This window comes from Parabacteroides vesiculifaciens (assembly GCF_049860805.1).
Lineage (GTDB): Bacteria > Bacteroidota > Bacteroidia > Bacteroidales > Tannerellaceae > Parabacteroides.
The window spans coordinates 1906810-1928490 of sequence record NZ_CP187555.1; the positions used below are offsets into that span (position 1 = coordinate 1906810).

General features: G+C 47.3%; 19 protein-coding genes. 6 read left to right on the top strand and 13 right to left on the bottom strand.

The genetic code is table 11. From position 1 onward, the window contains the following. Positions 1-8: 8 nt before the first annotated feature. The gene (rbsK, locus tag ACPYIV_RS07820) at positions 9-938 is read right to left on the bottom strand and encodes a ribokinase (RefSeq protein ID WP_425886270.1); all 930 of its coding nucleotides are present in this window, start codon (positions 936-938) and stop codon (positions 9-11) included. Positions 939-1102: 164 nt separating this feature from the next. Here rbsK and ACPYIV_RS07825 point away from each other — a divergent pair, with 164 nt between their 5' ends. Beyond that, positions 1103-2632 (top strand): hypothetical protein, encoded by a 1530-nt coding sequence (locus tag ACPYIV_RS07825; RefSeq protein WP_425886271.1) that lies wholly within the window; start codon positions 1103-1105, stop codon positions 2630-2632. A 24-nt stretch (positions 2633-2656) separates the two neighbouring features. On the opposite strand, the gene gluP is transcribed toward ACPYIV_RS07825, so the two are convergent. Beyond that, positions 2657-3871 carry a glucose/galactose MFS transporter gene (gluP, locus tag ACPYIV_RS07830; protein WP_301706159.1) on the bottom strand — a complete coding sequence of 405 codons (1215 nt, stop codon included), beginning with the start codon at positions 3869-3871 and terminating at the stop codon, positions 2657-2659. Positions 3872-4460: 589 nt separating this feature from the next. Between gluP and ACPYIV_RS07835 the strand changes: the two genes are divergently transcribed. Both ACPYIV_RS07835 and ACPYIV_RS07840 read left to right on the top strand, forming a co-directional pair. Continuing rightward, positions 4461-5021, top strand: coding sequence for a sugar O-acetyltransferase (locus tag ACPYIV_RS07835; protein ID WP_293732922.1), 561 nt, complete (start codon positions 4461-4463; stop codon positions 5019-5021). A gap of 130 nt (positions 5022-5151) precedes the next feature. Continuing rightward, on the top strand, positions 5152-6165 hold the full coding sequence (locus ACPYIV_RS07840) for an alpha/beta hydrolase (RefSeq protein WP_293740837.1): 1014 nt from the start codon (positions 5152-5154) through the stop codon (positions 6163-6165). Positions 6166-6347: 182 nt separating this feature from the next. Here the strand turns inward: ACPYIV_RS07840 and ACPYIV_RS07845 are convergent, their stop codons facing one another. After that, entirely contained in the window at positions 6348-7391 is a 1044-nt protein-coding gene (locus ACPYIV_RS07845) for an asparaginase (protein ID WP_293732923.1), read from the bottom strand. Positions 7392-7869: 478 nt separating this feature from the next. Between ACPYIV_RS07845 and ACPYIV_RS07850 the strand changes: the two genes are divergently transcribed. Together ACPYIV_RS07850 and ACPYIV_RS07855 are read left to right on the top strand one after the other, a co-directional pair. After that, the gene (locus ACPYIV_RS07850) at positions 7870-8994 is read left to right on the top strand and encodes an ATP-binding protein (RefSeq protein ID WP_293732924.1); all 1125 of its coding nucleotides are present in this window, start codon (positions 7870-7872) and stop codon (positions 8992-8994) included. Between the two features lie 133 nt (positions 8995-9127). Further along, the gene (locus tag ACPYIV_RS07855; RefSeq protein WP_293740818.1) at positions 9128-10126 is read left to right on the top strand and encodes a gliding motility protein GldB; all 999 of its coding nucleotides are present in this window, start codon (positions 9128-9130) and stop codon (positions 10124-10126) included. Positions 10127-10231: 105 nt separating this feature from the next. Here the strand turns inward: ACPYIV_RS07855 and ACPYIV_RS07860 are convergent, their stop codons facing one another. Continuing rightward, positions 10232-11848: an ABC-F family ATP-binding cassette domain-containing protein gene (locus ACPYIV_RS07860; RefSeq protein ID WP_425886273.1), complete on the bottom strand. Its 1617-nt coding sequence runs from the start codon at positions 11846-11848 to the stop codon at positions 10232-10234. 274 nt (positions 11849-12122) lie between these two features. Between ACPYIV_RS07860 and ACPYIV_RS07865 the strand changes: the two genes are divergently transcribed. Then, the gene (locus tag ACPYIV_RS07865) at positions 12123-13244 is read left to right on the top strand and encodes a tyrosine-type recombinase/integrase (protein WP_425886274.1); all 1122 of its coding nucleotides are present in this window, start codon (positions 12123-12125) and stop codon (positions 13242-13244) included. Here ACPYIV_RS07865 and ACPYIV_RS07870 read toward each other — a convergent pair. Genes ACPYIV_RS07870 through ACPYIV_RS07910 form a run of 9 tightly spaced genes read right to left on the bottom strand, consistent with a single transcriptional unit; the run spans position 13230 to position 21678 of the window. Further along, positions 13230-13532: an HU family DNA-binding protein gene (locus tag ACPYIV_RS07870; protein ID WP_293732928.1), complete on the bottom strand. Its 303-nt coding sequence runs from the start codon at positions 13530-13532 to the stop codon at positions 13230-13232. The two genes, ACPYIV_RS07865 and ACPYIV_RS07870, sit on opposite strands and share 15 nt — an antisense overlap. Before the next feature lies 1 nt (position 13533). Beyond that, positions 13534-14670 carry a DUF4906 domain-containing protein gene (locus ACPYIV_RS07875; protein WP_293740822.1) on the bottom strand — a complete coding sequence of 379 codons (1137 nt, stop codon included), beginning with the start codon at positions 14668-14670 and terminating at the stop codon, positions 13534-13536. Between the two features lie 26 nt (positions 14671-14696). After that, positions 14697-15743: a hypothetical protein gene (locus tag ACPYIV_RS07880; protein WP_425886276.1), complete on the bottom strand. Its 1047-nt coding sequence runs from the start codon at positions 15741-15743 to the stop codon at positions 14697-14699. 34 nt (positions 15744-15777) lie between these two features. After that, positions 15778-16722, bottom strand: coding sequence for a fimbrillin family protein (locus ACPYIV_RS07885; protein WP_425886277.1), 945 nt, complete (start codon positions 16720-16722; stop codon positions 15778-15780). A gap of 26 nt (positions 16723-16748) precedes the next feature. Further along, positions 16749-17567, bottom strand: coding sequence for a hypothetical protein (locus tag ACPYIV_RS07890; RefSeq protein ID WP_425886278.1), 819 nt, complete (start codon positions 17565-17567; stop codon positions 16749-16751). Positions 17568-17586: 19 nt separating this feature from the next. Then, on the bottom strand, positions 17587-18459 hold the full coding sequence (locus tag ACPYIV_RS07895) for a fimbrillin family protein (RefSeq protein ID WP_425886279.1): 873 nt from the start codon (positions 18457-18459) through the stop codon (positions 17587-17589). Positions 18460-18483: 24 nt separating this feature from the next. Continuing rightward, complete coding sequence (locus tag ACPYIV_RS07900; protein ID WP_425886280.1) at positions 18484-19593, bottom strand: fimbrillin family protein; 1110 nt, start codon at positions 19591-19593, stop codon at positions 18484-18486. Positions 19594-19608: 15 nt separating this feature from the next. Then, positions 19609-20706 (bottom strand): fimbrillin family protein, encoded by a 1098-nt coding sequence (locus tag ACPYIV_RS07905; RefSeq protein WP_425886281.1) that lies wholly within the window; start codon positions 20704-20706, stop codon positions 19609-19611. A 30-nt stretch (positions 20707-20736) separates the two neighbouring features. Then, the gene (locus ACPYIV_RS07910; RefSeq protein WP_425886282.1) at positions 20737-21678 is read right to left on the bottom strand and encodes a fimbrillin family protein; all 942 of its coding nucleotides are present in this window, start codon (positions 21676-21678) and stop codon (positions 20737-20739) included. Positions 21679-21681 lie beyond the last annotated feature (3 nt).

The following is a 21681-nucleotide window of genomic DNA, read 5'->3' on the forward strand; positions in this document are numbered from 1 at the left end:
GATTTATATTAACCGAAAATATCCACTTCGTTCCGGTAAGGAGCAGACGACTGCGCCCCTACACGTGTCACCGAGATAGCCGAAGCCTTGCAGGCGAACCGGGCGGCTTCTTTCAGGCTGCGCCCTTCGGAAAGGGCGACGGTCAGAGCGCCATTGAAGACATCGCCGGCGGCAGTGGTATCGACAGCTTCCACTTTCAGGGCGGGAACCATCTCGGCCTTTCCGTCGCTATAGATAAGCGCTCCTTTCGAACCCAGCGTAATAATGACGTGTTGCACTCCCATTCCGGCAAGGACACGGGCGGCTTCGCCTGCCGATGTTTCGTCTGTTATCTTCACACCGGTAATCATTTCCGCTTCCGTTTCATTCGGTGTGATCAAATATAAATGACGAAGCAGATCTGCTGGTAGCGGATGTGCCGGAGCCGGATTCAAAATCACTTTCTTGCCTTTTTGCCAGGCGATATTAGCGACAAAACGCACAGTTTCCATCGGAACCTCCAACTGCATCAGTACCAGATCGGCCTGCTCGATAGCCTCTTCTGCTTTTGCCAGGTCGGACGGCAGAAGATTGGCATTCGCCCCCGAAGCCACGACAATGCAGTTTTCCGCCTTTTCATCCACCGTGATCAAGGCAACGCCGGAAGGATTCTCTGAATCCGAAAAGACATAAGAAGTATTGATACCCTCCTCCTCGAAAAGTTGTTGGGACTGGTGACCGAAGATATCGCTTCCGGTCTTGCATATAAAAGTAACGGCCCCCCCCAGGCGCGCTATCGCCACAGCCTGGTTCGCCCCCTTTCCTCCGGGATTCATAAAGAATGTTCCGCCCAAAATCGTTTCACCCGGACGAGGCAGATGAGCGGCTTTTATTACCATATCGGTGTTGCTGCTACCGACCACCAGGATTTGTTGTCTGGATGTTTGTGTTGTGTCCATGTTCTATTTCGTATTAAATATGAATCGTTTGCAATGAAGCGTTACAAATATAATAGGTATATCGCTTCCTTTTTCCACATAATTCTTTGGGAAAGATAAACCCAAATCTTACTTTTGCAAAAAGCATACACAGAAATACAACTTACAGACAAGCAGATAAGTTTATGAAACAGGCCGCAAAACTCAACCAGATCATCTTATTGATCCAGTCGCTTTCCAAAGCGGAAAAACGATATATCCGGCTCTGCACCAACCTGCAGAACGGGGATAAACAGTATATGATCTTATACGACCTGGCCTGTGAAGGCTTCTCTGCCGAACAAATATACGAGAAGTTTTGCAGCGAAGTGAATGAAAAGAGCTTTGAGATGGCGGCCAAACATCTTTACCGGGTACTGTTGGATTGCCTTGTCCAACTGCGCGAGAAACAAGACATTCAGGCAACCATCTTCAATTATATCACAAAAGCCGGTATCCTTTTCGAACGGGAACTTTCCGCCAATGCTTTTGCCGAATTGGAGAAAGCAAAGAAACTGGCAGTCATGTACGAAAACGATCCGCTGCTTCTCCTGATCTACCGCACGGAATTGAAATATCTGAGCATGCTCGGTTTCGAAGGTATCAGCGAGAAAGAACTGGTCGGCAAGCAGATGCAAATCAGCGACGTGATGAAATATGCCCGCAACACGAATCTCCATCTTCAACTATACGATATTCTGAAACACCGCATCACCTATAAAGGCTATGCCCGTTCGAACAAACAGAAGGATAACCTGAACGACCTGGTCTTAAGCGAACTGAACCTGGTTGCCAATCATTCCTACCAGGGATTCGAGGCACGCAAACTTCACCTGCTGTTCCAGGCGACCTACTATCTGAATGCCGGAAACTATAAATCGGCTATCCGCTTTTACCAGGAACTGATCGCACTTTTCGAAGCGAACCGGCACCTGATCCTCAACCCGCCGATCTACTACCTGAGCGCCATTGAAGGTGTATTGGACAGCCTGCACGTTGCCGGATTATATCAGGAAATGCCTTTCTTCCTCTCCAAATTGAAAGAGATTGGCGCGGGCAACTACCCGACAGAGTTCCTGACGGAGGTACAGGGTCGCCATTACCTGTACGAACTTTCGGGGTTGCTCAACACCGGACAATTTGAGGCGGCTGCACTTCTTGCAGAAGAACATACCGAGTTTTTATCAAAGAAAACAACCATGACCAGACCGGAAACCCAATTAAAGCTGGCTCTCTATTCTTCCATCCTTCACCTTTGCCAGGGTGAACCTGCGAAAGCCCGCAAGAGTATGAAAAAGATACTCGGCTCCGGCAAATCGTTCCACACATTGCCGTCTTACAAAACCGCCCGTCTCGTCAACCTCCTTATCCAAGCGGAACTGGGGAACTATGATTTCTTTGCAAACGAAATAAGCTCCATCAAACGGACGATCGGTTACGAGAAGCAGGTGTATATCACCGAAAAACTACTCTTCCGTTTCCTGATGGCCCACCCCTTGCCCATCTATAAGAAGGACCGGGAGAAACTATGGTCGCAATACCAAAAGGATATAATATGCATCCGGCAGGACAAATACGAAAAGCAGCTGCTCAAGACCTTCGATTTCACAGCCTGGATCGAAAGCCGGCTGACGCATATACCGCTAAAGGATATCCTGATCATAAAGAAGAAATAAAAAGAGGATCAGCATCCGGTCGTATTATACGCGAATTTTATGACCGCTCAGAGCATAATAGAAAATCATCAGGTATGCCGGGAAACAGATCCAGTAGGCTTGCTGCAAATCACCGAATTCATCGGCCAGCCAGCCGAACAACAGCGGGAAGATAGCGCCACCCACGATAGCCATCACCAACAAGGAAGAGCCCGTCTTGGTGAATTTGCCCAAATCTTTCATTGCCAACGGCCACAAAGCCGGCCACATCAGGGAATTGGCAAGACCTAACAAGGCAACGAACCAGATCGAAATATGTACCGGGAGGAATACGACCAGCAGAGAACTGATAATACCTATTATCGCACAGATAAACATCGCCCTTTCCTGCGAGATATATTTCGGAATGAAGAAGACACCGACCAGATAACCGGCAACCATGCCGATCACGGTGTAAGAGGTATATACCTGCGGATCTGCCAGACCGATCGATTTGGCATAATCCACGATACTTGCCATCGCCAGCGTTTCAACTCCCACATAGCACAACAAAGAAACCAGCCCCAGCAACAGGTGCGGGAACTGCCAGACACTTGTCTTCTTTGCGGCATAAGAAGAAGCCATTGCCTCCGCATCGCTCTCATCTTCACCCTCCGCTTTTACTTCCGGCAGTGGAACAAATGCAACCAGAATACCTAAAAGGACAAAAATGCCGGAAATAAAATAGAACGGCATCTTGATATCTTCCAGCTTCACATCGCTCAGGTTCAGGAATACACCCAGGAAAATCGGAGCGATCGCCCAAGCCGCCTTGTTGGCGATCCCCATCATACTCATACGGGTAGCAGCACTATCCAGCGGACCCAGGATCGTAATATACGGGTTCACGGCAGCCTGTAACATCGTATTACCGATACCGCTGATGAAAGAGGCCAGCAGGAACATGGCAAAACTCTGATTCTCGGCGGATGGGATAAACAAATACAATCCGACGGCAAAGAACAGAAAAGACAGAATCATCGTCTTCTTATACCCGATCGCTTTAATGATTAGCCCGCAGGGGTAACCGAAAATAACAAAAGTCGAGAAAGTAGCCGCCAGAACCAGGTAAGATTCGGCAGTAGTCAGATCCAATGCAGTACGCAGGAACGGAATAATCAATCCGTTAATACCTAAGGCGAAGCCAATCATAAAGAAAAGTACGCCGATAACAACCAAAGGGAATAAATACCCTTTTGAAGCAGAGTTTGTGTTTTCCATGTCTATTCGTTTTTACGTTTGTAAATTATTTCCGACAAATGTACAGATATTTTCCCAAAAGACTACGCCGTAAGGTTTATTATTTCCATGCCAGAGATAAAAGAGCCTGCAACCGGCTGCCCAAAAGATATCCCATATCTGACAAAAGAAAAATCTGTCGTTTAATATGTTAAATAATATAAATCATACAAGAAGCCCTTAAAAAAAGACAGTATTTATATTTACCTATTATTCAAGGTATTGCATTATTCCGAGTTTCTTAAAAAATATTACCCGCAAGTGTATTTTGAAATATATGGGGTATAAAATCAAATTTCATGCGCTACTGTTTCGATTTGGACTAACGAGTATTTGAGGAAACCATACAATAAGCCAGGGGTGACAATAAGCTTCATATCGGGCGTACCCATCTAACACCGTATTCTGATGCCGCTTTTTTAAATGCTTTGTATCGGCAAAAACTGTAATCCGGGGCATAATATCGGTAATTTATCTACAAAGAGAAAAGGAATACATACCGACCTTTGCAGAAAGTTCAATGTGACGAACCGGAAAAAGACGTTTAGATAGATTCAAACAACAGAAAAATATGGAATTAAAAGCATTTTTAGAGCATGTAAAAGAGCGCAGACCGCTCGACACGGCAGAGATTTACAGCTTCATGGACGACATGAGCGACGAGGCGAGGCGCATCACCTTCGAACTGAACGGCGCCTACCACACTCCCGACGAGATACGGGGGTTGCTGTCGCGCCTTTTCGGGAAACCCGTAGACCCTTCTTTCCGGGTGTTTCCCCCGTTCTACACAGATTTCGGAAAGAACATCACGATCGGGAAGAACGTGTTCATCAACGCCTGCTGCCATTTCCAGGATCACGGCGGCGTGACGCTTGGCGACGATTGCCTGATTGGTCACAACGTGGTGTTCGCCACGCTCAACCACGGTATTGACCCCGGAGAGCGTTCCTCCATGCAGCCCGCTCCCATCGTGCTGGGCAAGAATGTGTGGGTTGGTTCCAACTCCACCATCCTGCAGGGTGTGACGATCGGCGACAATGCCATCATTGCGGCAGGTTCGGTGGTAAGAACGGATGTACCTGCCAATACCATCGTAGGCGGCATCCCCGCCAAGTTCATACGGAAAATATGATATATAAGGTATGCATACCTATAAATCATCATTTAAACACGAACAACAATTTAAATAAACAATAATGAAAAGAATAATTACAATGGCCTTGTTGGTTACCGGGGTTACGACGATGGTCGCAGAGAACGGAATGATAGAAAAGAATACAATTCAAACTGATAAAAAGAATATTGAAATGGAAAATTTGGAATTGACAAAAGAATGGGATAAGATTTTCCCGAAGAGTGAGAAGGTGGACCACAGTAAGGTAACGTTTCGCAACCGTTACGGCATCACGCTTGCAGCCGACCTGTACGTACCGAAAAATACAAACGGGAAAATGGCGGCGATCGCCGTATCCGGTCCTTTCGGAGCCGTGAAGGAACAGGCGTCGGGCCTCTATGCGCAGACAATGGCTGAACGCGGTTTCCTGACCATCGCCTTCGACCCCTCCTTTACGGGTGAGAGCGGCGGAACACCCCGCTATGTAGCCTCTCCCGACATCAACACCGAGGATTTCTGTGCAGCCGTAGATTACCTCTCCAACCGCGATGACGTCGATCCCGGACGCATCGGTATCATCGGTATATGCGGATGGGGCGGCATGGCGGTCAACGCTGCCGCTATCGACACCCGCATTAAGGCGACAGTAGCCTCTACGATGTACGACATGAGCCGGGTAAATGCAAACGGCTACTTCGACTCCATGAATGCCGACCAGCGCTATGAACTGCGCCGCCAGCTCAATGAACAACGTACGGTCGACGCAAAGAACGGCTCATACGCTCTCGGCGGCGGCGTGGTAGATCCGCTACCAGACGAAGCCCCCGGATTTGTAAAAGACTATCACAACTACTATAAGACCGGGCGCGGCTATCACAAACGTTCGCTCAACTCCAACAGAGGATGGAACAAGACCTCGTCCCTTTCGTTCATCAACATGCCCCTGCTCTCCTACAGCAACGAAATCCGCAGTGCCGTGCTCATGATCCACGGAGAAAAGGCGCACTCCCGCTATTTCAGCGAAGATGCATTCAAGAAATTAACGGGCGACAACAAAGAGTTGCTGATCATCCCCGGTGCCAGCCATGTCGACCTGTACGACAACCTCTCGGTGATCCCGTTCGGAAAAATGGAACATTTTTTCCATGAATACCTGAAGTAGATTGCCTGTCCCCGCCCCGTCTTGGTAAAAGGATTAAAACGGTTCAGAAATTTTGTTCTGAGCATACCGTATGACGAATGATTTATCCAGAAAAAAGTTGACGCATAAATCCTCCTAAAATAGTGTCAACTTTTTTCTGGACAAGCCAAAGTACAAGAAGCCCGTCACCTCGAAATATTTTTTTATGGAATCGTAATCTCTCCGATCAGCGAACAATTCAGATGCTCTTTTACCTCGTCCGGTGTCATATTGTGTCCGAACAGGAACATCAGTTTGGCAACCGCACATTCAGTCGTGCTGTCATAGCCGCTCACCACGCCTGCCTGCAACAATTTGCGCCCGGTTTCATAACGATGCATTTCCACGCTTCCGGCAAGGCACTGGGTAACATTGACAATGACAATTCCCCGTTCGACCGCATCTTTCAACATTTCCAGCAACCAGTCATCCCCGGGTGCATTACCGCTACCGAATGTTTCCATCACGACACCTTTCAAGCCTGGAATATTCAAGATGCTTTCTACAACCTGCGGAGAAATTCCGGGGAATATTTTCAGGATAGCAATATTCCGGTCCAAAAGGAAATGCGGTTTCAGCGGTTTTCTGGATACCGGATGGTAGATCTGGGGAATATCATATTTAATCGAAATACCGGCATGTGCCAACGGGGGATAGTTATAGGATCGGAACGCATTGAAATTATCGGCATTCGTCTTGCTGGTACGATTACCGCGCAGCAGGTCGTTCTCAAAGAAAATACAAACTTCAGGAACTAACGGCATATCATTTTCACGGGCTGCGGCAATCTCTATCGCCGTAATCAGGTTTTCCTTTCCATCCGTACGGAGCATACCGATCGGAAGCTGCGAACCGGTCAAAATCACCGGCTTGCTCAGGTTTTCCAGCATAAAGCTCAAAGCAGAAGCGGTGAATGCCATCGTATCGGTTCCATGCAAAACGACAAAACCATCGTAATCATGATAATGATCCGCAATTATATGCACGATCTTCATCCATGAATCCGGCCCCATCTCCGATGAATCCATCGGCGGGTCGAATTGAATAGACGATATTTTATATCCAAGGTTTTTCAATTCGGGAACATGTTCCTCCAAATGTTTGAAGTTAAAGGCTTCCAGAGAGCCTGTCTCAGGATTTTCTATCATTCCGATAGTGCCTCCCGTATATATAATCAGAATAGAAGCGTCATTTTTGCATACATTCATAATACAATCCGTATTTATGTGATTTTCCTTTTTACGATGCAAAGATAACAACTATCATTTTGAAATCAAATATCGAAATATAATAATTAAAGTTTATTCAAACAATCAAATCAACAAGAATACATACGACCAAAACATTACATTTTGTCAATCATACAAACGAAAGCAATAGCTTTCGTTTGTATTGACCTGGCAATAAAAGCAGGGAAAAAGTCAAACGTTATACAACAAAATGAAAAAAAGTATGTTATTGAGTAGGGGTTTTTCCAAACATCTTAGTCTTATTGACAAAAATAATAATTTTACGAAGATGAAATACATACTGTTTATCGCAATGGATTTAGCTTTATATCCTTTTTTACTTATGCTTTTTATTGGTAAATGCATTAAAGAGAAAATACAGATCGCACATTAAAATGAAGTTTCTTATTTCCCCGATTATTCGTACCTTTGCTCTATCAACTCAATAAGGAGCAATATGTACTTCAAGGATATTATCGGTCAGGAAGAGATAAAAAAACGACTTATACATTCGGCTCGGACAAGTATCGTCCCGCACGCCCAACTATTCACTGAACAGGGCGGTGCAGGAGCTTTTCCTCTTGCACTGGCTTACGCACGTTATCTGAACTGTACGAACCGAACGGAAACAGATTCATGCGGACATTGCCCGTCCTGCTTGAAATACAACGAACTGGCCCATCCGGACCTGCATTTCGTGTTCCCGATCATATCCAAGAAAGAAAAGAAAAAGGAAGTCTGCGACGATTATCTCACCGAATGGAGAGGTTTTCTGAAAGACCGTCCCTATTTCGATATAGACGGCTGGCTGGATTATATCGATGCCGGCAATTCACAGGCTTTGATCTATTCGAAAGAGAGCGACGAAATTATCCGTAAACTGAGCCTTAAGATATACGAAGCGACGTATCGCATATTGTTGGTCTGGTTGCCGGAAAAACTTCATCCGACCTGTGCCAACAAACTCCTGAAGATAATCGAAGAACCGCCCCGTAACACTGTGATCCTGATGGTATCGGAACTTCCCGACCTGGTTTTGGGGACGATCCTGTCCCGTGCGCAACGTATCAATGTGCGCGGGATTCATCCGGAAGACATTGCCGCTTCTATGATCTCCCAATTCAACCTGACTCCCGAAGATGCCAAACATGTCGCCCATCTGGCAAACGGCAGTTATCTGAAAGCGGTCGAAGCCATCAGCCTGGGAGAAGAAAACAAATTCTACTTAGAACAGTTCAAAGGCATGATGCGTAACTCCTGGGCACGAAATGTCAGGGGAATGAAAGATATGGCAGATGTGTTAGCTAGTATCGGCCGCGAACGGCAGAAGAACTTCCTGGCTTATTGTCAACATCTGATACGTGAGAACTTCATGTACCGCTTCCAGTCACCGGAACTCAATTATATGAATATGGACGAAGCCGGTTTTGCCGTGAAATTCGCTCCTTTTATCAATGAACGGAACGTGATCGACATTATGGACGAACTGGCAAAGGCAGAGCGGCATGTGGCACAGAATGTGAATGCCAAGATGGTCTTTTTCGACCTTTCCCTACGGCTAACCGTATTGATAAAACGATAATTGCCGGACATCGATCAAGAGATTACACAATATAACAGGGAATATTTCGTTTTTATGGAAATGAATCGGCATGACCTATCGGCAAAAGGCGGTTTGTCTAAAGGTTCAATACATATTTATTAATGATATTCTTATGAAAGCAAAATTATTGCTGATATTCTCTCTGTCATTCTATCTTTTTAGTTGTAACGGACAGAATTCCAATATCCCGGCTGCGGTCACTTCGGCTCCTCCGGTCAAAATCAACCGCTTCGACAAAGATCTTTTGAAATTGGTCGAAACGGACGATTCCACCCTGCAAACCAAACTTATTCGCGAATATCCGCAAATGCTCGACATATTAGGAAAAGGTATTCTGAACATGAAGTCTCCGGCAATGCCCGGTTTCTTTGAAAAGTTGGTCAACTATTATTCCGAACCGACTTTGAAGGGCCTGTATACCGATGCTATCCGCCAGTATGACGATGCCTCACAGATCGAGCAAGCGCTCGGTAACGGTTTTGCGTGGCTGAAAACCTGTTTCCCCTCGATGCAGATTCCGGCAATCTATATGCACGTTTCCGGCTTCAATCAGAATGTATTGGTTGGCGACAGCCTGTTGTCCATCTCGATAGATAAGTATTTAGGCGAAGGGTATCCGCTGTATCAGGATTTCTTCTATGATTTCCAACGCCGGTTGATGACACCGGAGCAGATCGCCCCCGACTATCTTGCCGGCTGGTTGATGTCCGAATATCCGTTCGAAGGTAACGAGAACGTGTTGCTCGACCGGATGGTCTACGAAGGGAAGATAAAATACCTGATCCACCAGGCATTCCCGGAATTTAGCCCGGAAAGCCTCATGGGTTATACGGAAGCCTCCTATAATTGGTGTAAAGAAAACGAATCCAATCTGTGGAAAGCCATCATAGAGCGCAAGCACCTCTATACGCCTGACCAGATGACGACAGGCAAATACTTCGACAACGTCCCCTGCACATTCCTGGCAAGCGACGCGCCCGGCAATCTCGGCAGCTGGCTCGGCTGGCAGATTATCGACAAATATATGAAGGAAACCAATTCGACTCCGGAAGCCCTGATGCGAAACAACGACTGCCAGGCTATCCTGACCGAATCGAAATACAAACCCTAAAGCTACGGAAAACTGTCACAGAGGTATATAAAAAAGAAAACCGTCCTATTCTCGCGAACTGGACGGATAACCTAATCTAACTTAATTCTAATACCATGAAAAACACTATATCTTAATAACAGGATCGGTATCAAAAAGTTTAACGGAGCGGTTTATTTTTATTTCTTTCACAAAATAACGATCATGTGAGATCAACAACACCGTTCCTCTATAACTCTTTATAGCCGCTGTTATTATTTCAACACTTTGGATGTCCAGATTGTTCGTCGGTTCATCCAAAATAAATACATCCGGTGTATTATTCCCGATCATAAGACAGCAAAAGAGTAACCGGATCTTTTCTCCTCCGCTCAGGCAGGCACACGGCTTGTCCCATGTCCCGTAAGGAAACAGATAACGGTTCAAAATGGATTTCAGTTCATGTTCAGCCAAATGCGAGGTGTTAAAACGTTCCGTCTGCCCGAACACGGTCAGCCCGGGATCGATCACGGAACATTCCTGATCGATATAAAGATAACTGAAATCAGCCCGTGTAACCGTCCCGGCCGTCGGTTCCAATTCACCTAACAGCAGCTTGACCAAAGTCGTTTTCCCACTCCCGTTATTTCCGGTGATATGAATACAGTCACCACTTTTAACCTGGATATCTAAGGACGACTTCCATAGACAGGAAGAAGTGTAACCGAAATTAATCTGATCCGCAGTGATCAGGATTTTGCCGGTATGCAGACCTGAAGATTTGAAATCTGTCTGAAGTGCCCGCAAATCGGGAATCGTATCCTGAAGCCCGGCAATCGAACTTTGCAGGGAAACCATTTTCTCTTCATGGACATCATTCAGCCGGACTGTACTTTTCTCGGCTTTATCTTTCAGCGTATTGACTGCCATGCGCGAGATCCCTTTCTTGAAAGTCGACTTATCGCTGCGGACATTCGACTTATTTTTCCGTTCCATCACTTCACGCGCCGTTTTGCGGACCAGGCGAAGTTCTTTCTCCTTCTCGCTCAACTGGTTTTGCAAAGCTGTTAACGCCAACTCTTTTTGCTCCTTATAAAACTCATAATTGCCACCATAAAGCGTGACCTCACTTTTCTCAAGTTCACAAATACAGGGCAGCAAGTTCAGCAACGTCCGGTCATGGCTAACAATCAACAAGGTCGAATGTCCGCTCCGGACCATCTCATACAGCTTTTCCCGGCTGGAAACATCCAGATGATTCGTCGGTTCGTCCATCAGAATAATTTCCGGTGCATGAACAAGGATACCGGAAAGGAACACTTTCGTCTTTTCCCCTCCGCTCAACGAGCACATCGGCTGGGACAGTTGCAGATGCTCCAAATTCCAGGAAGCAAGAGCCGAAAAACAACGTTCTTCCACATTCCAGTCGTCATTCAGACAGGCAAAGTTTTCTGCCGAGACGTCGCCTGCAAGAATGGCATGGAGCGCCTTTATCCGGTCGTCCACCCGTAGGGCTTCCGCCACCGTCAGGTTGTCGAACTGTCCGAAATGTTGCGGGACATAGTAAGGCCGGGAAGAGCAGATAACCTCTCCCGAAGAGGGTTTCAAGCTCCCTTCGATAATGCGTAGCAAAGTCGATTTGCCGGAGCCGTTATTGCCGACCAGCGCAAGACGCTGTCCTTTATTGACTGTCAGGTTTATGTTCTGAAAAAGTGGTTCTTTGTCGGCATGAACATAGCATAGCTGATGTACGTATATGCACATAGTTTTCTTTGGATTAAGAAATTACAAACTAAAAAAGGATAATTCACTATAGTGCCGAAGGATGGCACTGGACAAGGCCGGACTAAACAACCGGCTTACTTAGATAATTTCATCGGAGTATTTATATAATTATGGTGCAAAGATAGTTGTTTATTTCTAATATCAAACAATATAACCAAACGGACGGGTAACTTTTTCTCACTCTTTTTTGTTCTCTTAATCCCTCTGCTACAAAATAAGACGCATTTTTGCCAAACTAAATTAATAGATTGAGATGAATACAGAAACTATTGAAAATTATCAGCTACTGAGCGATTATGTAGAGCGGCTTATCCGAAAAAAGAGAGAGGCCGAGAAAGAGAGAACGGCCAATAATTACCAGAGTGCCTGGAACAAGTTTTCCTCCTTTTTAGGCCAAAGAATAACCGGGTTCAGGCCCTCCGACTTGAACAACGACCTTGTCCGGCAATACCGGCTATGGTTACTTCAAGACGAAACATCCGGCAACGACCTGCTAAAGCCGGGTAGCCAGAACTTCTATCTGCGCAACCTAAAAGCCATTTATAATAAGATAAAGAAAGATCCGGACATCGACCTGCCGCCGGGTAACCCGTTCGAGGGGGTGCACATTCCGGTTCCTCCTACCCGCAAACGGGCGTTGCCCAAACAAAAGATCAGTATGTTGACGAAGCTCACCCTTTATGAGATATCGGCACTTCCGGAGTTTTCAAACCGGCCGGGACGATTGGAAGCCTTGCATTTATCCCTTTTTCTTTTTTATGCAAGGGGAATGTGTTTCATCGATGTCTTTCAATTAGAGCAGGAGAATGTAAAAGATGAGTACATTCATTATATACGCAGTAAAACAGGTGTCGCCCTGCAAGTGAAGATTACCCCGGAAATGAATACGATCATGCAACAATATAAACGGAGGGACAGCCGCTGGGTTTTCCCCTTCCTGCACGAGAAGATCGTAGGCAAAGGGAAAATAACGGCACAGTCGGCTCTACACCGTGTCAACACCTACCTGAAAGAAGTTGGCGAGGCGTTCAACTTCCCGATCCCCTTCACCACCTATGTGATGCGCCATAGCTGGGCATCCATGATGCTGGAAGCCGACTCGGAGATCAGTGTTATCAGCCAGTCGATGGGGCACACTTCATTGCAAACAACCGAGATTTATCTGGGCCAGCTTTCAATTGCCAAAATGGATAAAGCATCCGACAATATGCTGGATCACTTGCTCCGTAAACCGCACCCCCGGCAAAGGGAGCCGCACCCACGCCGACAGGTTCCGGCTGTAACGGCAGTAGTAGCTCCCAAACCAAAATTTATCGATAAATGTAGAAACATGATGGAGGCTATTACCTCGAAGTTTCAGCTATTCTTTATGTAAGTTTCCATCCACACCCTCATTAAGCTTCAGCAACAGATCTTTGCCAGGCTTAAATTTCAGGCTGTTACGGGCCGAGATTAAAGCAGGTTTTCCTGTTTTAGGATTACGACCCGGACGGGCTGATTGCTGCCAGAGGGTAAAAGACCCGAAGCCTTTCATCACGACATATCCTTCTTCTTTTATCGCTTCGGTAAACATATCTTCCCAAGCATTGATTATGTACAACATATCTTTATGCGAAATAGACAAATGGTCCGCCACTCGTTTTAATAGTTCTGTTTTATTCATATCAAAAGTCTACTTTTACAGGGTCCATAACCACCACATCATCAAATACAGCCACCCTGCCGTCTGTTATTGTCACCCGGACATCGGCGCTGTTCGCCCCGCTGATATTCACTTTCAGGTCATACGAATATCCCCGTTGGATATTGTAGTCGTTCGTCAGGTTACCACCCGGAAAGATTTTATATTGTACGGTAATGGAATCTTTAGAGTAACCAGACTCAAGAGGATATTTATAATACCCGCTCATCAAGATAAAAGTACATCCGTCAAGGTTACCATCCGGTCCTTTTGCCGGCATGTTCTTTTCAGGGAAAGAAGTCCCGGTTCCCATGCCCCGGAGGTTTTCGGGCATATAGAATACCTGCTCACTCCCCTCGCTAAGTTCACCGGTCGTTATAGAAGTCGCATCTGTTTTTATATCTTCTTTTAATTTCGGATATTTATCAGAAAGCTTACCACCCCCACGGGTATATGCAGCCATCTTTTTCGGCAAATTATAGACATCTACTTTTGTTATTTTGAGACTCCCTTTAAAATTGTCCTTCTTACTCCATTTTAACTTCATCCTTGCAAAAGCCCGTTCCAACGGAGCCACAATAACAGCTTTACCATTATATTTACGGATAGAGTCTTGTGTTAACAAAATCTTACCAGCCGTCACAAAAGTAGGTTCGGATGTATAGTTAGCCAACGCAATAGTCTTCTTTTTCAAACTGTCCTCTGCAATAGGTTTCGCCGTTGCTCCCTCACGAAGAGTATCTGCTTTAGCCAAAAAGTCATCGCCGGCATTCGCTATCACATAAAAGTTACTTTCAGCCTCAGAGAAACCATCTGTTTGCACTTCCAAAGTTCCAGCATTAACCTTATTACTAATTTCAGTTCCAGAAAACTTACTTGCTTTCAGCAATTCATTCGTATTGTTTGCATATTGCAATACCCACACATTATTGATGGTTATCCCATCTAATGATCCTCCTTTGGTCGTTACATCCAAAGATTTGGGCAGTTCCAACCGGATTACCATTCCATGGTCCTCATTACTATTGGCAGGCAAACTTGTGTCACATGACATAAGTAATAGACCACAAGTCATAAGAACCATAGACAGACCAGTAATCTTATTCATTGTATTATTCATCTTTCATCTGATTTATAAAGGTTATACTATTCTCCCATTCCATCCGTATCAAGCGGTATCGTATTATACTCTTTAACGGCAAGCGTCAAGTCAGATGGAACGATCTCTCCATAGAATGTTAGCGTAAAATCGAAAACGTAAGCCATTCCGGGAAGTAATACTTTTTGAATAGAAGCAGGATATTCTTTCGTTACCTCTTTTGTTCCCGAACTATACTGAACCCACAATTTCACACTAAACTTTAGCAAACTACTGCCATCTACCGGCAACAGTACCTGAGCAGGGCTTGTCCAGAAATCAAACGTATTACTTCCTGGATTTCCATTTACATCATATCGTTTAAAACCATCTCCGGGATAAGTATAAGAGGCAGCATAATCGGCATTAGTTTCCCAAGTTGTCTTACCCAATGTGTAATCTAATGAAGCCGGCAGGCCGCTTACTTTAATCTCACGCACTTCCAGTTTATCTATAGATACTGGTTGCGAACCATTCTTTGCCGCCGCCCTTACCACCACCTGTGATCCCAAGCGGATAAAAGGTGACGGGAGTGGGACGGTCATGGAGTTGCCACCGGGTGCGGTAGGTTGCACGATGATGTTTTCGAGTGTGGTGTACATGAAGTCTTTACCGTTCGTGACGTTGATCTTTCCGCCTGAGCTGCTTAGTTCGGGGTAGGAACTCTCTTCGTTGTAAGAGACTAAATACATATAATAAGTACCCCGGTAAAGTTTCATATCACCGGTAGCGACCAACTTCTCGTTTGGCGTACCGGCATCCTGCTTTTTCACCGTATAAATAGCGGAAGCGACAGGCGTCTGCGTAAAATCCGGAGTGCTGCCGGCCGTGCTATTATAAGCATAGATACGAAATGTCTTTCCTTCCTGCATCGCTTCCGTTGCAACGGCCTTAGCGGCTTTAGTCAGGTCTGCGCTATACATCTCGAAAGCGATGTTCACCGGTTCGCCTTTGTCTTCGGGTGTCTGGCTGCCATCGTCCGGCAAGTTAGCCGTACAAGCCGTAAACAAAAGCAAAGCCGCCGTTATCTGTGTGTAAATCCTTTTTATCATCATCCTTATTATTTATTATTCATGACTTTTACTCCTGTCAGATACCGATACTCGTATTCGGGCTTGCATCCGTTTGCCAGGTATTGATAGAAACATCCGTCAGTGTACCGCTCATTTTATTGATCTGGATCGCATAGGTGTACTGCTTGCCCTTCTCCCAATGCACGGAAGCAGAGACCGGAGCGGTTGTGAAAACACGTTCGACGTCCCCCACTTTCACATGCAGCGAAAAAGAGAGCGAAGGCTCCGCACCCTTCATCGGGGCGGCGAGGCAATTCACATTAGCCGCAGTCTGTGAAACCGCCAACTCGATACTCCCTTTCAGATGGAGACTGTCGGTCTGGGGAGCATTCAGCGTGCCGTCGTTCAGCAACATCGTCCCGTCTCCTTTCAACAGGCGGCTGTTACGGCTTACGATATCGATAGCAGTCAGCGTCATCTTCTCTGTCACTCCCGATGCCTTGCTGACCCGGAAGCTGATTTTTGCCAGTGCATGGTTCATTTGGAGATTGACACTCCGGGCAGTCGACGACGCCTCGGCAACAGTTGTTCCCTTAGAAGTGGTCGCATAGAGGTAATCGCTCTGGCCGGTGCCCGAAAAATCGTCGGAATCCAACAAAGTAACCGATATTTTAGGCATCACTCCATCGTTCGTGATAGTATTATCCGCCGGATAACATCCATAAACCTTAGCAGAGCCACTGGCAGCAGTCAATTCTACCTCGTGATCCGGGGTCCACGAACCGGATTTATTTGAAAACTTCATAAATGATTTACCGGCCTCATAATCCGAACCGTCGCTCTTCGTCAGATAAACATTCACGTCGCTTATAGTGCTGACGGCTGCTTTTGTCGTTCCTTCATCATCCGGCAGGGTGACAGAAAGGAGATGCAATGAGGTACCGTCCTCTCCCGGCAGATTCGCCGTGCAGCCCGTACAGAGGGCCAAGCCCATTAACGGATATAATATAAGATGTTTCATACTGTTGATATTATAATGTTTCTATTTTATGTCGCATCACCGGCGGAAGTTTCGCTTTGTTTCACGAAATCCACTACTGTAATGCTATTCAGGATTAAATACGTCTTGTTATCGGTCGAGAAATTATAGATATAATTATAGCCAGCCTGCAGATTTTTACTATTTACCGCATATGTATAAGGAGTAGCAAGATCCTTATAAGTCACAGAGATCGTGTACTTTTTAGCATCGCCCGGATGGACAAGCCCTACAAAAGTATGTTTCTTACCGGAGTTAGTAACCGGATGAAAACTGATTGTCTGCTCAGTATCGGTATCACTGATCAGCTTATTTCCTTTCAGAGAAGCTGACCCCTCAGTACTCTCCAAGGCATAACTCACGATTATCGTTATCTTCGCAGCTACCGGAGCAAATTTGAACTTTACCAGATTGGCAGTTGCCGTACTCGAAGCAGCCAGTTCATAGCATTTCTTATATTTATCTTCAGAAGTCTGGTCTTCGACTATACCCGTAAAATCTACCGGTTTCCAGGAAGCGACAAATGTTTCTCCCCCGGTGGTAGAAAGCCCGGTTCCGGTCTTTGGCAGCCAACGGTCATTTGTCAGATCGTATTTGTAGACAGCGGAAGGAGTACCGCCGCTCTTCGTCACTGTTATCGAATCAGTATCAACAAAAGCCATTTTATCCAGGCCGGAAGTACCTGCCTTTGTTTGGGCAGGAATTACCGCTTCGACTTCGAGCGGAGACATCTCGCCTATGGGTTGCTCGGGCGAACAACCGGCCAATAAGAAGCAGGCAGCCAGTCCGAGAGCCTTTACAATCATGTTCATTTGTAATCTTTCCATATTATATATACTGCATTACTTAATTAAACTCTCCTGAATAATCACCGTTAGGATCGCTCTTCCAATCTTCAACCGCACCTCCTTGCGGAACTAATATATCGTCTTTCAAGGTCATCGTATATGTATAATGCGTGCCGGCAGCAAGGCCGCAAGACAAAGACGCTTTATAAACAACCCCCTTATAAGTCAATTGCAGAGAGATAGTTGTCGATGCTCCTTTCGGGTATACGATGCCGCACCAGGTATAAGCGCTTGCATCCGGCCGATACAAGGTTATATTTTCATCATTAGACCCTCCGCTAATCAGTCCGGGGGCGGACAGCAAAGCATTCGTGAAATCTCCGTCGGGCGCCCCTCCGCCATGCAGTTTAAACACAAGCGTCAGTTTGGCATTCTGGCGTTCAAAGGCGCCATCCCCGGTAAAATGAAGTATTCCGTCGCGGGAAGTAACTGTCTTGCTCTTCAAATAGTTGCTTTTCAGGAAACCGGCCCCACCCATAGCCGACTGGTCTTGCAGGATGCCCGTATAGTCGGACGGATAACTCGCCAAGTAGGTGGAGCCGGCCTGCAAAGTGACCGGGTTGGTAGCCGTTGTAGACCAGGCGGAACCGGAATAGGCATAGTCTTCCTGCTGTACGACAGTTCCGCCTATAAGCCTGTAGACACGTATCTTGTCTGCCGAGATAAACGAGCTGCGGTCATAGCTGTTAGCTGTTGTCATCGGATCGGCTTTCGTCTGCGACAATTCTTGTATCTCCGCCATGATTTTGACGGGTGTAGCCTCATCCGCCACTAAGCCCTGTGGCAGTTCCATAGAGCAGCTCCAGCAGGCAGCCAACAGGAAACAGCCGGTTACCCGAAGCAGGATATTTGTGCGATTGCAATGTTTCATATCTCTTATTCCTTTCTTTATCAATTAAAATCCATCCGGTTTCATATCCCCGCTATCTTCCTGGGGTGTCCATTCCGTTATTGTCGTGGTGGCATCTACAGTCACGGCCCGGTTGCTCAGGTTGAGGGTGTAGATATAGCGTTTTCCTTTTGTCCACTGCACCGGAGCCGGGATCGTAACGGTCAGTTCGCGTTCGCCATCCTCCGCTGCCGGCTTGCCCAACAGGATCGTGAGATGTATCGAGCTTGCTGCCGGTGCAGTGGTCATGGGGGCGACCAAGCCATAGGCGACCACCTTCGGGTTAGCACCGTCCCCGCATTTTACGGCAGAGGCAGCAACAGATGGCGCAAAGGTGAGAGCCTTCCCGGCCGTTAGTGCGCCGAGCGTTCCGTCTTTCAGTAGCATCGTGCCAGACGTTCCGGTCCGGAAATAGTCACCGGTTGCCGTCAGCGTGATCTTCTTTACGAAATCGTAGGTATTGTCTACCGGCCGGCCGGAAACGGTTTGCAGCTTAAAGACGACCTGCGCAAGGGCGTGATGCAGATATACGGACGGCTTATAACTCGTATTGCTGGCCGTGATATCGCCAACTGTGCCTATCTCCTGCGAGGTTGTCCCGTACAGGTAATCGGTTCCGCTGCACTCCCAGCCGTTTCCTTCGCTGCCGCTTGTTCCGCCTGCAAAGGTTTGGTCGGCAGGGATGCTGATCGGGATGGTATGCGTATCGGCGTTAGTAGCAGGTGTAACCGTGTTGTCGGATGGCGAATAGGCATACATGCGGGCTTCTATATTCGCGAGCTTGACCTCGGGATCTCCTGTCCAGGTGTCGTCGCTCTGCTTGGTGAAAAGCGAGTAACCGTTTAGTTTGCCACTTGCTGTCACCCCCGGATAAGCGACATGGTTATCTTTCCGGGTGACAAAGAGCGCGACCGTGTTGATCTTGTCTGCACCTCCGGCCGAGGATGTTCCGTTGACAATCGAGCGGGTTTCCGGCGTACCGGCATAGAAGTGCGGCTGCAGCCGCACTTCCTCCTGCCCTCTACCGGCCAGTTCGTCGGAGGAGCAAGCCCCTCCGATCATCCCCATCCCCAAAATAAGCGCCCACACAGGGCTGTATATCTTTTTCTGTTTCATATCTTGTTCGTATCGTTAGATAGTTGGTATGTCCGGTTGCGATTCATCTTTCCACGCGATAACGGTAAAGCCGGTCAGTGCCAGGCCGGTCGGTTTGATGGTGATCGTATAGGAGTATATGTTGCCGGCTTCCCATTCCGGGTCGCTCGCATGTTGCATAGTCATCGCCTTGCCGTCTACGGTGACGGAAAAGGTTGATTTGGAAGCCGCGTTGGGCAGCACATAGTTGACAAGGATAACGGGAGCGGCCTTATCTCCTGTCGCTTCTGTCGTGGCAACTCCTCCCGATGCGGCAAAAGTGAATGAGCAGGGTGTATCGGCAAGATCGGCCGTATTGGCCAACGCCCCGTCTTTCAAGCTCATGGTGGTGGAGCCATCGGACTTCAAGGTCTTCATCTTGCGGGTATAGGTCACCTGCGTTATTTTAGCATCCCCCTTGTAAGCTGCGTCTTTGGAGATTATCAGTTTAATCTGGGCGAAAGCATGTTTCAGGCCGATCGCGACCTTCGGCCCGGAAGTGCCTGCCCCGGCATGGCCATTGTCGGCTACGGGTTGCGTGGTGAGAAACTTAGCTGCATCCGTGGACTTCGTGTCATCGTAGGCGACGCCATACATATAGTCGTGGGCGGCATCGGCAAAGTCATACACGTTACCGCTCACCGTTGCGATGGCTGACTGGGTATGGCCGATAGCAGCAGCCGGGATCTTGACGGTCGGAGCGGGATCGGCGGCCGTACCCCCCGATGCAATGTCGGAAGCAGAAGACGGCGCCGGATGGCAGGAAAAGATAGTGGCTTTTTCCCTGTATAACCATAGCGGGGCGGCTGCATCCTTGGGTGAAGCGACACCCTTATCGATTTTATATTCGCAATAAGTGCCGGAGGGCGCCGTACCGTAGGCTGTTTCAGTGCTTACACTGTTTACAGCATAAATGCCGAGAGTGGAAATATCGGAAGCCGTAGCCGCCCCTCCGCGCGTCACCAAGGAGACGCCCGCGATGCGGGCCTCCAAGCCGGCGGGGGCATTCGGGTTCACCTCCTCTCCCGCTTCCTTGCTACAAGAGCAGAAGAGCGGCAACGCGAGGAAAAGGACGATGTATCTATTTTTTATCATGATGTCATACTTTTGTTTAAATTGAGACGCTTAGTTGATTGGTAAATCACTGCCACCAGTCTGATTCCCCCAATCAGCAACATTGACCGTGACGACCTCCAACGAGGCATCGCTGATCGCAAGGGTGATTTCGTGCGAGACGCCGGATTGAAACGGCTGGGGAGTGCCCTTGTCAAAGGTGATGGGCACATCCGAAAAGATCCCGATAGAGGTTTCAACAGTGATGGAATAGCTTCCGCTTTCCAACGGAGGGAGCAAGAGCGACCCGATAGCGGTGAGCGTGCCGGATACCTCCACGCCGTTTGCGGGGGTCAGGTCCAACTGAGCACTGCCAGAACAGACGGGCTTGCCGGTGGCAAGGGGCACGGACAGGACGTTTTTCACGTTCTTGACGGAGATCTTCGTGACTTTGACCGATTTAGCGGTATTGTTAACTTTCTTGGCTTTAAACTTCAACTGCGTAAGCAGATGGTCGTACACGAGCGGCTTGTCGTTAGCTGAGTTCGTATTACCGGAAAAGCGTTGGTTATCCCAACGGCTTCCGCGTATTTCTTTCGCATAGAGAATGTCTTGCGGAGTATTGCTGAGGGTGTAGGTAACGGTTCCCTTCGACTGATCGATGGTAGCGGCTTTCGGCGCAGCGGCAACCAAATAAATCCAGCCACCCGTTTCCGGGTAGCTGGGTTTAGAGTTGTCTGTAAACGAAACAGAACCATCCTTTCCTACATTGGCTTCTTTCTTCCATTCATAGAGCGCGTCTAAGGTGGTGTAAACGCCGGATTGCGTACTGGCGAAAATCGTGGTACCAAACGGCACTATTTCCGTTGCTTTGGTAACAGCAGACAGGTCTTTTCCGGTGGCATACAAATTAATAGGTACAGGCGCACTTTCTTCCTGGGCCATCTTATCCGAACAGCCTGTAACAGGGAGCAGGGCCAAAAACAGGAGCAGATTTGTTATGTTTCGTTTCATGTT

What these genes read in the sequence shown, in the direction of transcription:
- ACPYIV_RS07900 (WP_425886280.1), bottom strand. Translation starts at nt 19,593, where the DNA reads ATGAAACAGAAAAAGATATACAGCCCTGTGTGGGCGCTTATTTTGGGG.
- ACPYIV_RS07880 (WP_425886276.1), bottom strand. Translation starts at nt 15,743, where the DNA reads ATGATGATAAAAAGGATTTACACACAGATAACGGCGGCTTTGCTTTTG.
- ACPYIV_RS07865 (WP_425886274.1), top strand. Translation starts at nt 12,123, where the DNA reads ATGAATACAGAAACTATTGAAAATTATCAGCTACTGAGCGATTATGTA.
- ACPYIV_RS07895 (WP_425886279.1), bottom strand. Translation starts at nt 18,459, where the DNA reads ATGAAACATTGCAATCGCACAAATATCCTGCTTCGGGTAACCGGCTGT.
- ACPYIV_RS07855 (WP_293740818.1), top strand. Translation starts at nt 9,128, where the DNA reads ATGAAAGCAAAATTATTGCTGATATTCTCTCTGTCATTCTATCTTTTT.
- ACPYIV_RS07845 (WP_293732923.1), bottom strand. Translation starts at nt 7,391, where the DNA reads ATGAATGTATGCAAAAATGACGCTTCTATTCTGATTATATATACGGGA.
- ACPYIV_RS07875 (WP_293740822.1), bottom strand. Translation starts at nt 14,670, where the DNA reads ATGAATAATACAATGAATAAGATTACTGGTCTGTCTATGGTTCTTATG.
- ACPYIV_RS07850 (WP_293732924.1), top strand. Translation starts at nt 7,870, where the DNA reads ATGTACTTCAAGGATATTATCGGTCAGGAAGAGATAAAAAAACGACTT.
- gluP (WP_301706159.1), bottom strand. Translation starts at nt 3,871, where the DNA reads ATGGAAAACACAAACTCTGCTTCAAAAGGGTATTTATTCCCTTTGGTT.
- ACPYIV_RS07885 (WP_425886277.1), bottom strand. Translation starts at nt 16,722, where the DNA reads ATGAAACATCTTATATTATATCCGTTAATGGGCTTGGCCCTCTGTACG.
- ACPYIV_RS07910 (WP_425886282.1), bottom strand. Translation starts at nt 21,678, where the DNA reads ATGAAACGAAACATAACAAATCTGCTCCTGTTTTTGGCCCTGCTCCCT.
- ACPYIV_RS07840 (WP_293740837.1), top strand. Translation starts at nt 5,152, where the DNA reads ATGATAGAAAAGAATACAATTCAAACTGATAAAAAGAATATTGAAATG.
- ACPYIV_RS07870 (WP_293732928.1), bottom strand. Translation starts at nt 13,532, where the DNA reads ATGAATAAAACAGAACTATTAAAACGAGTGGCGGACCATTTGTCTATT.
- rbsK (WP_425886270.1), bottom strand. Translation starts at nt 938, where the DNA reads ATGGACACAACACAAACATCCAGACAACAAATCCTGGTGGTCGGTAGC.
- ACPYIV_RS07905 (WP_425886281.1), bottom strand. Translation starts at nt 20,706, where the DNA reads ATGATAAAAAATAGATACATCGTCCTTTTCCTCGCGTTGCCGCTCTTC.
- ACPYIV_RS07825 (WP_425886271.1), top strand. Translation starts at nt 1,103, where the DNA reads ATGAAACAGGCCGCAAAACTCAACCAGATCATCTTATTGATCCAGTCG.
- ACPYIV_RS07835 (WP_293732922.1), top strand. Translation starts at nt 4,461, where the DNA reads ATGGAATTAAAAGCATTTTTAGAGCATGTAAAAGAGCGCAGACCGCTC.
- ACPYIV_RS07860 (WP_425886273.1), bottom strand. Translation starts at nt 11,848, where the DNA reads ATGTGCATATACGTACATCAGCTATGCTATGTTCATGCCGACAAAGAA.
- ACPYIV_RS07890 (WP_425886278.1), bottom strand. Translation starts at nt 17,567, where the DNA reads ATGGAAAGATTACAAATGAACATGATTGTAAAGGCTCTCGGACTGGCT.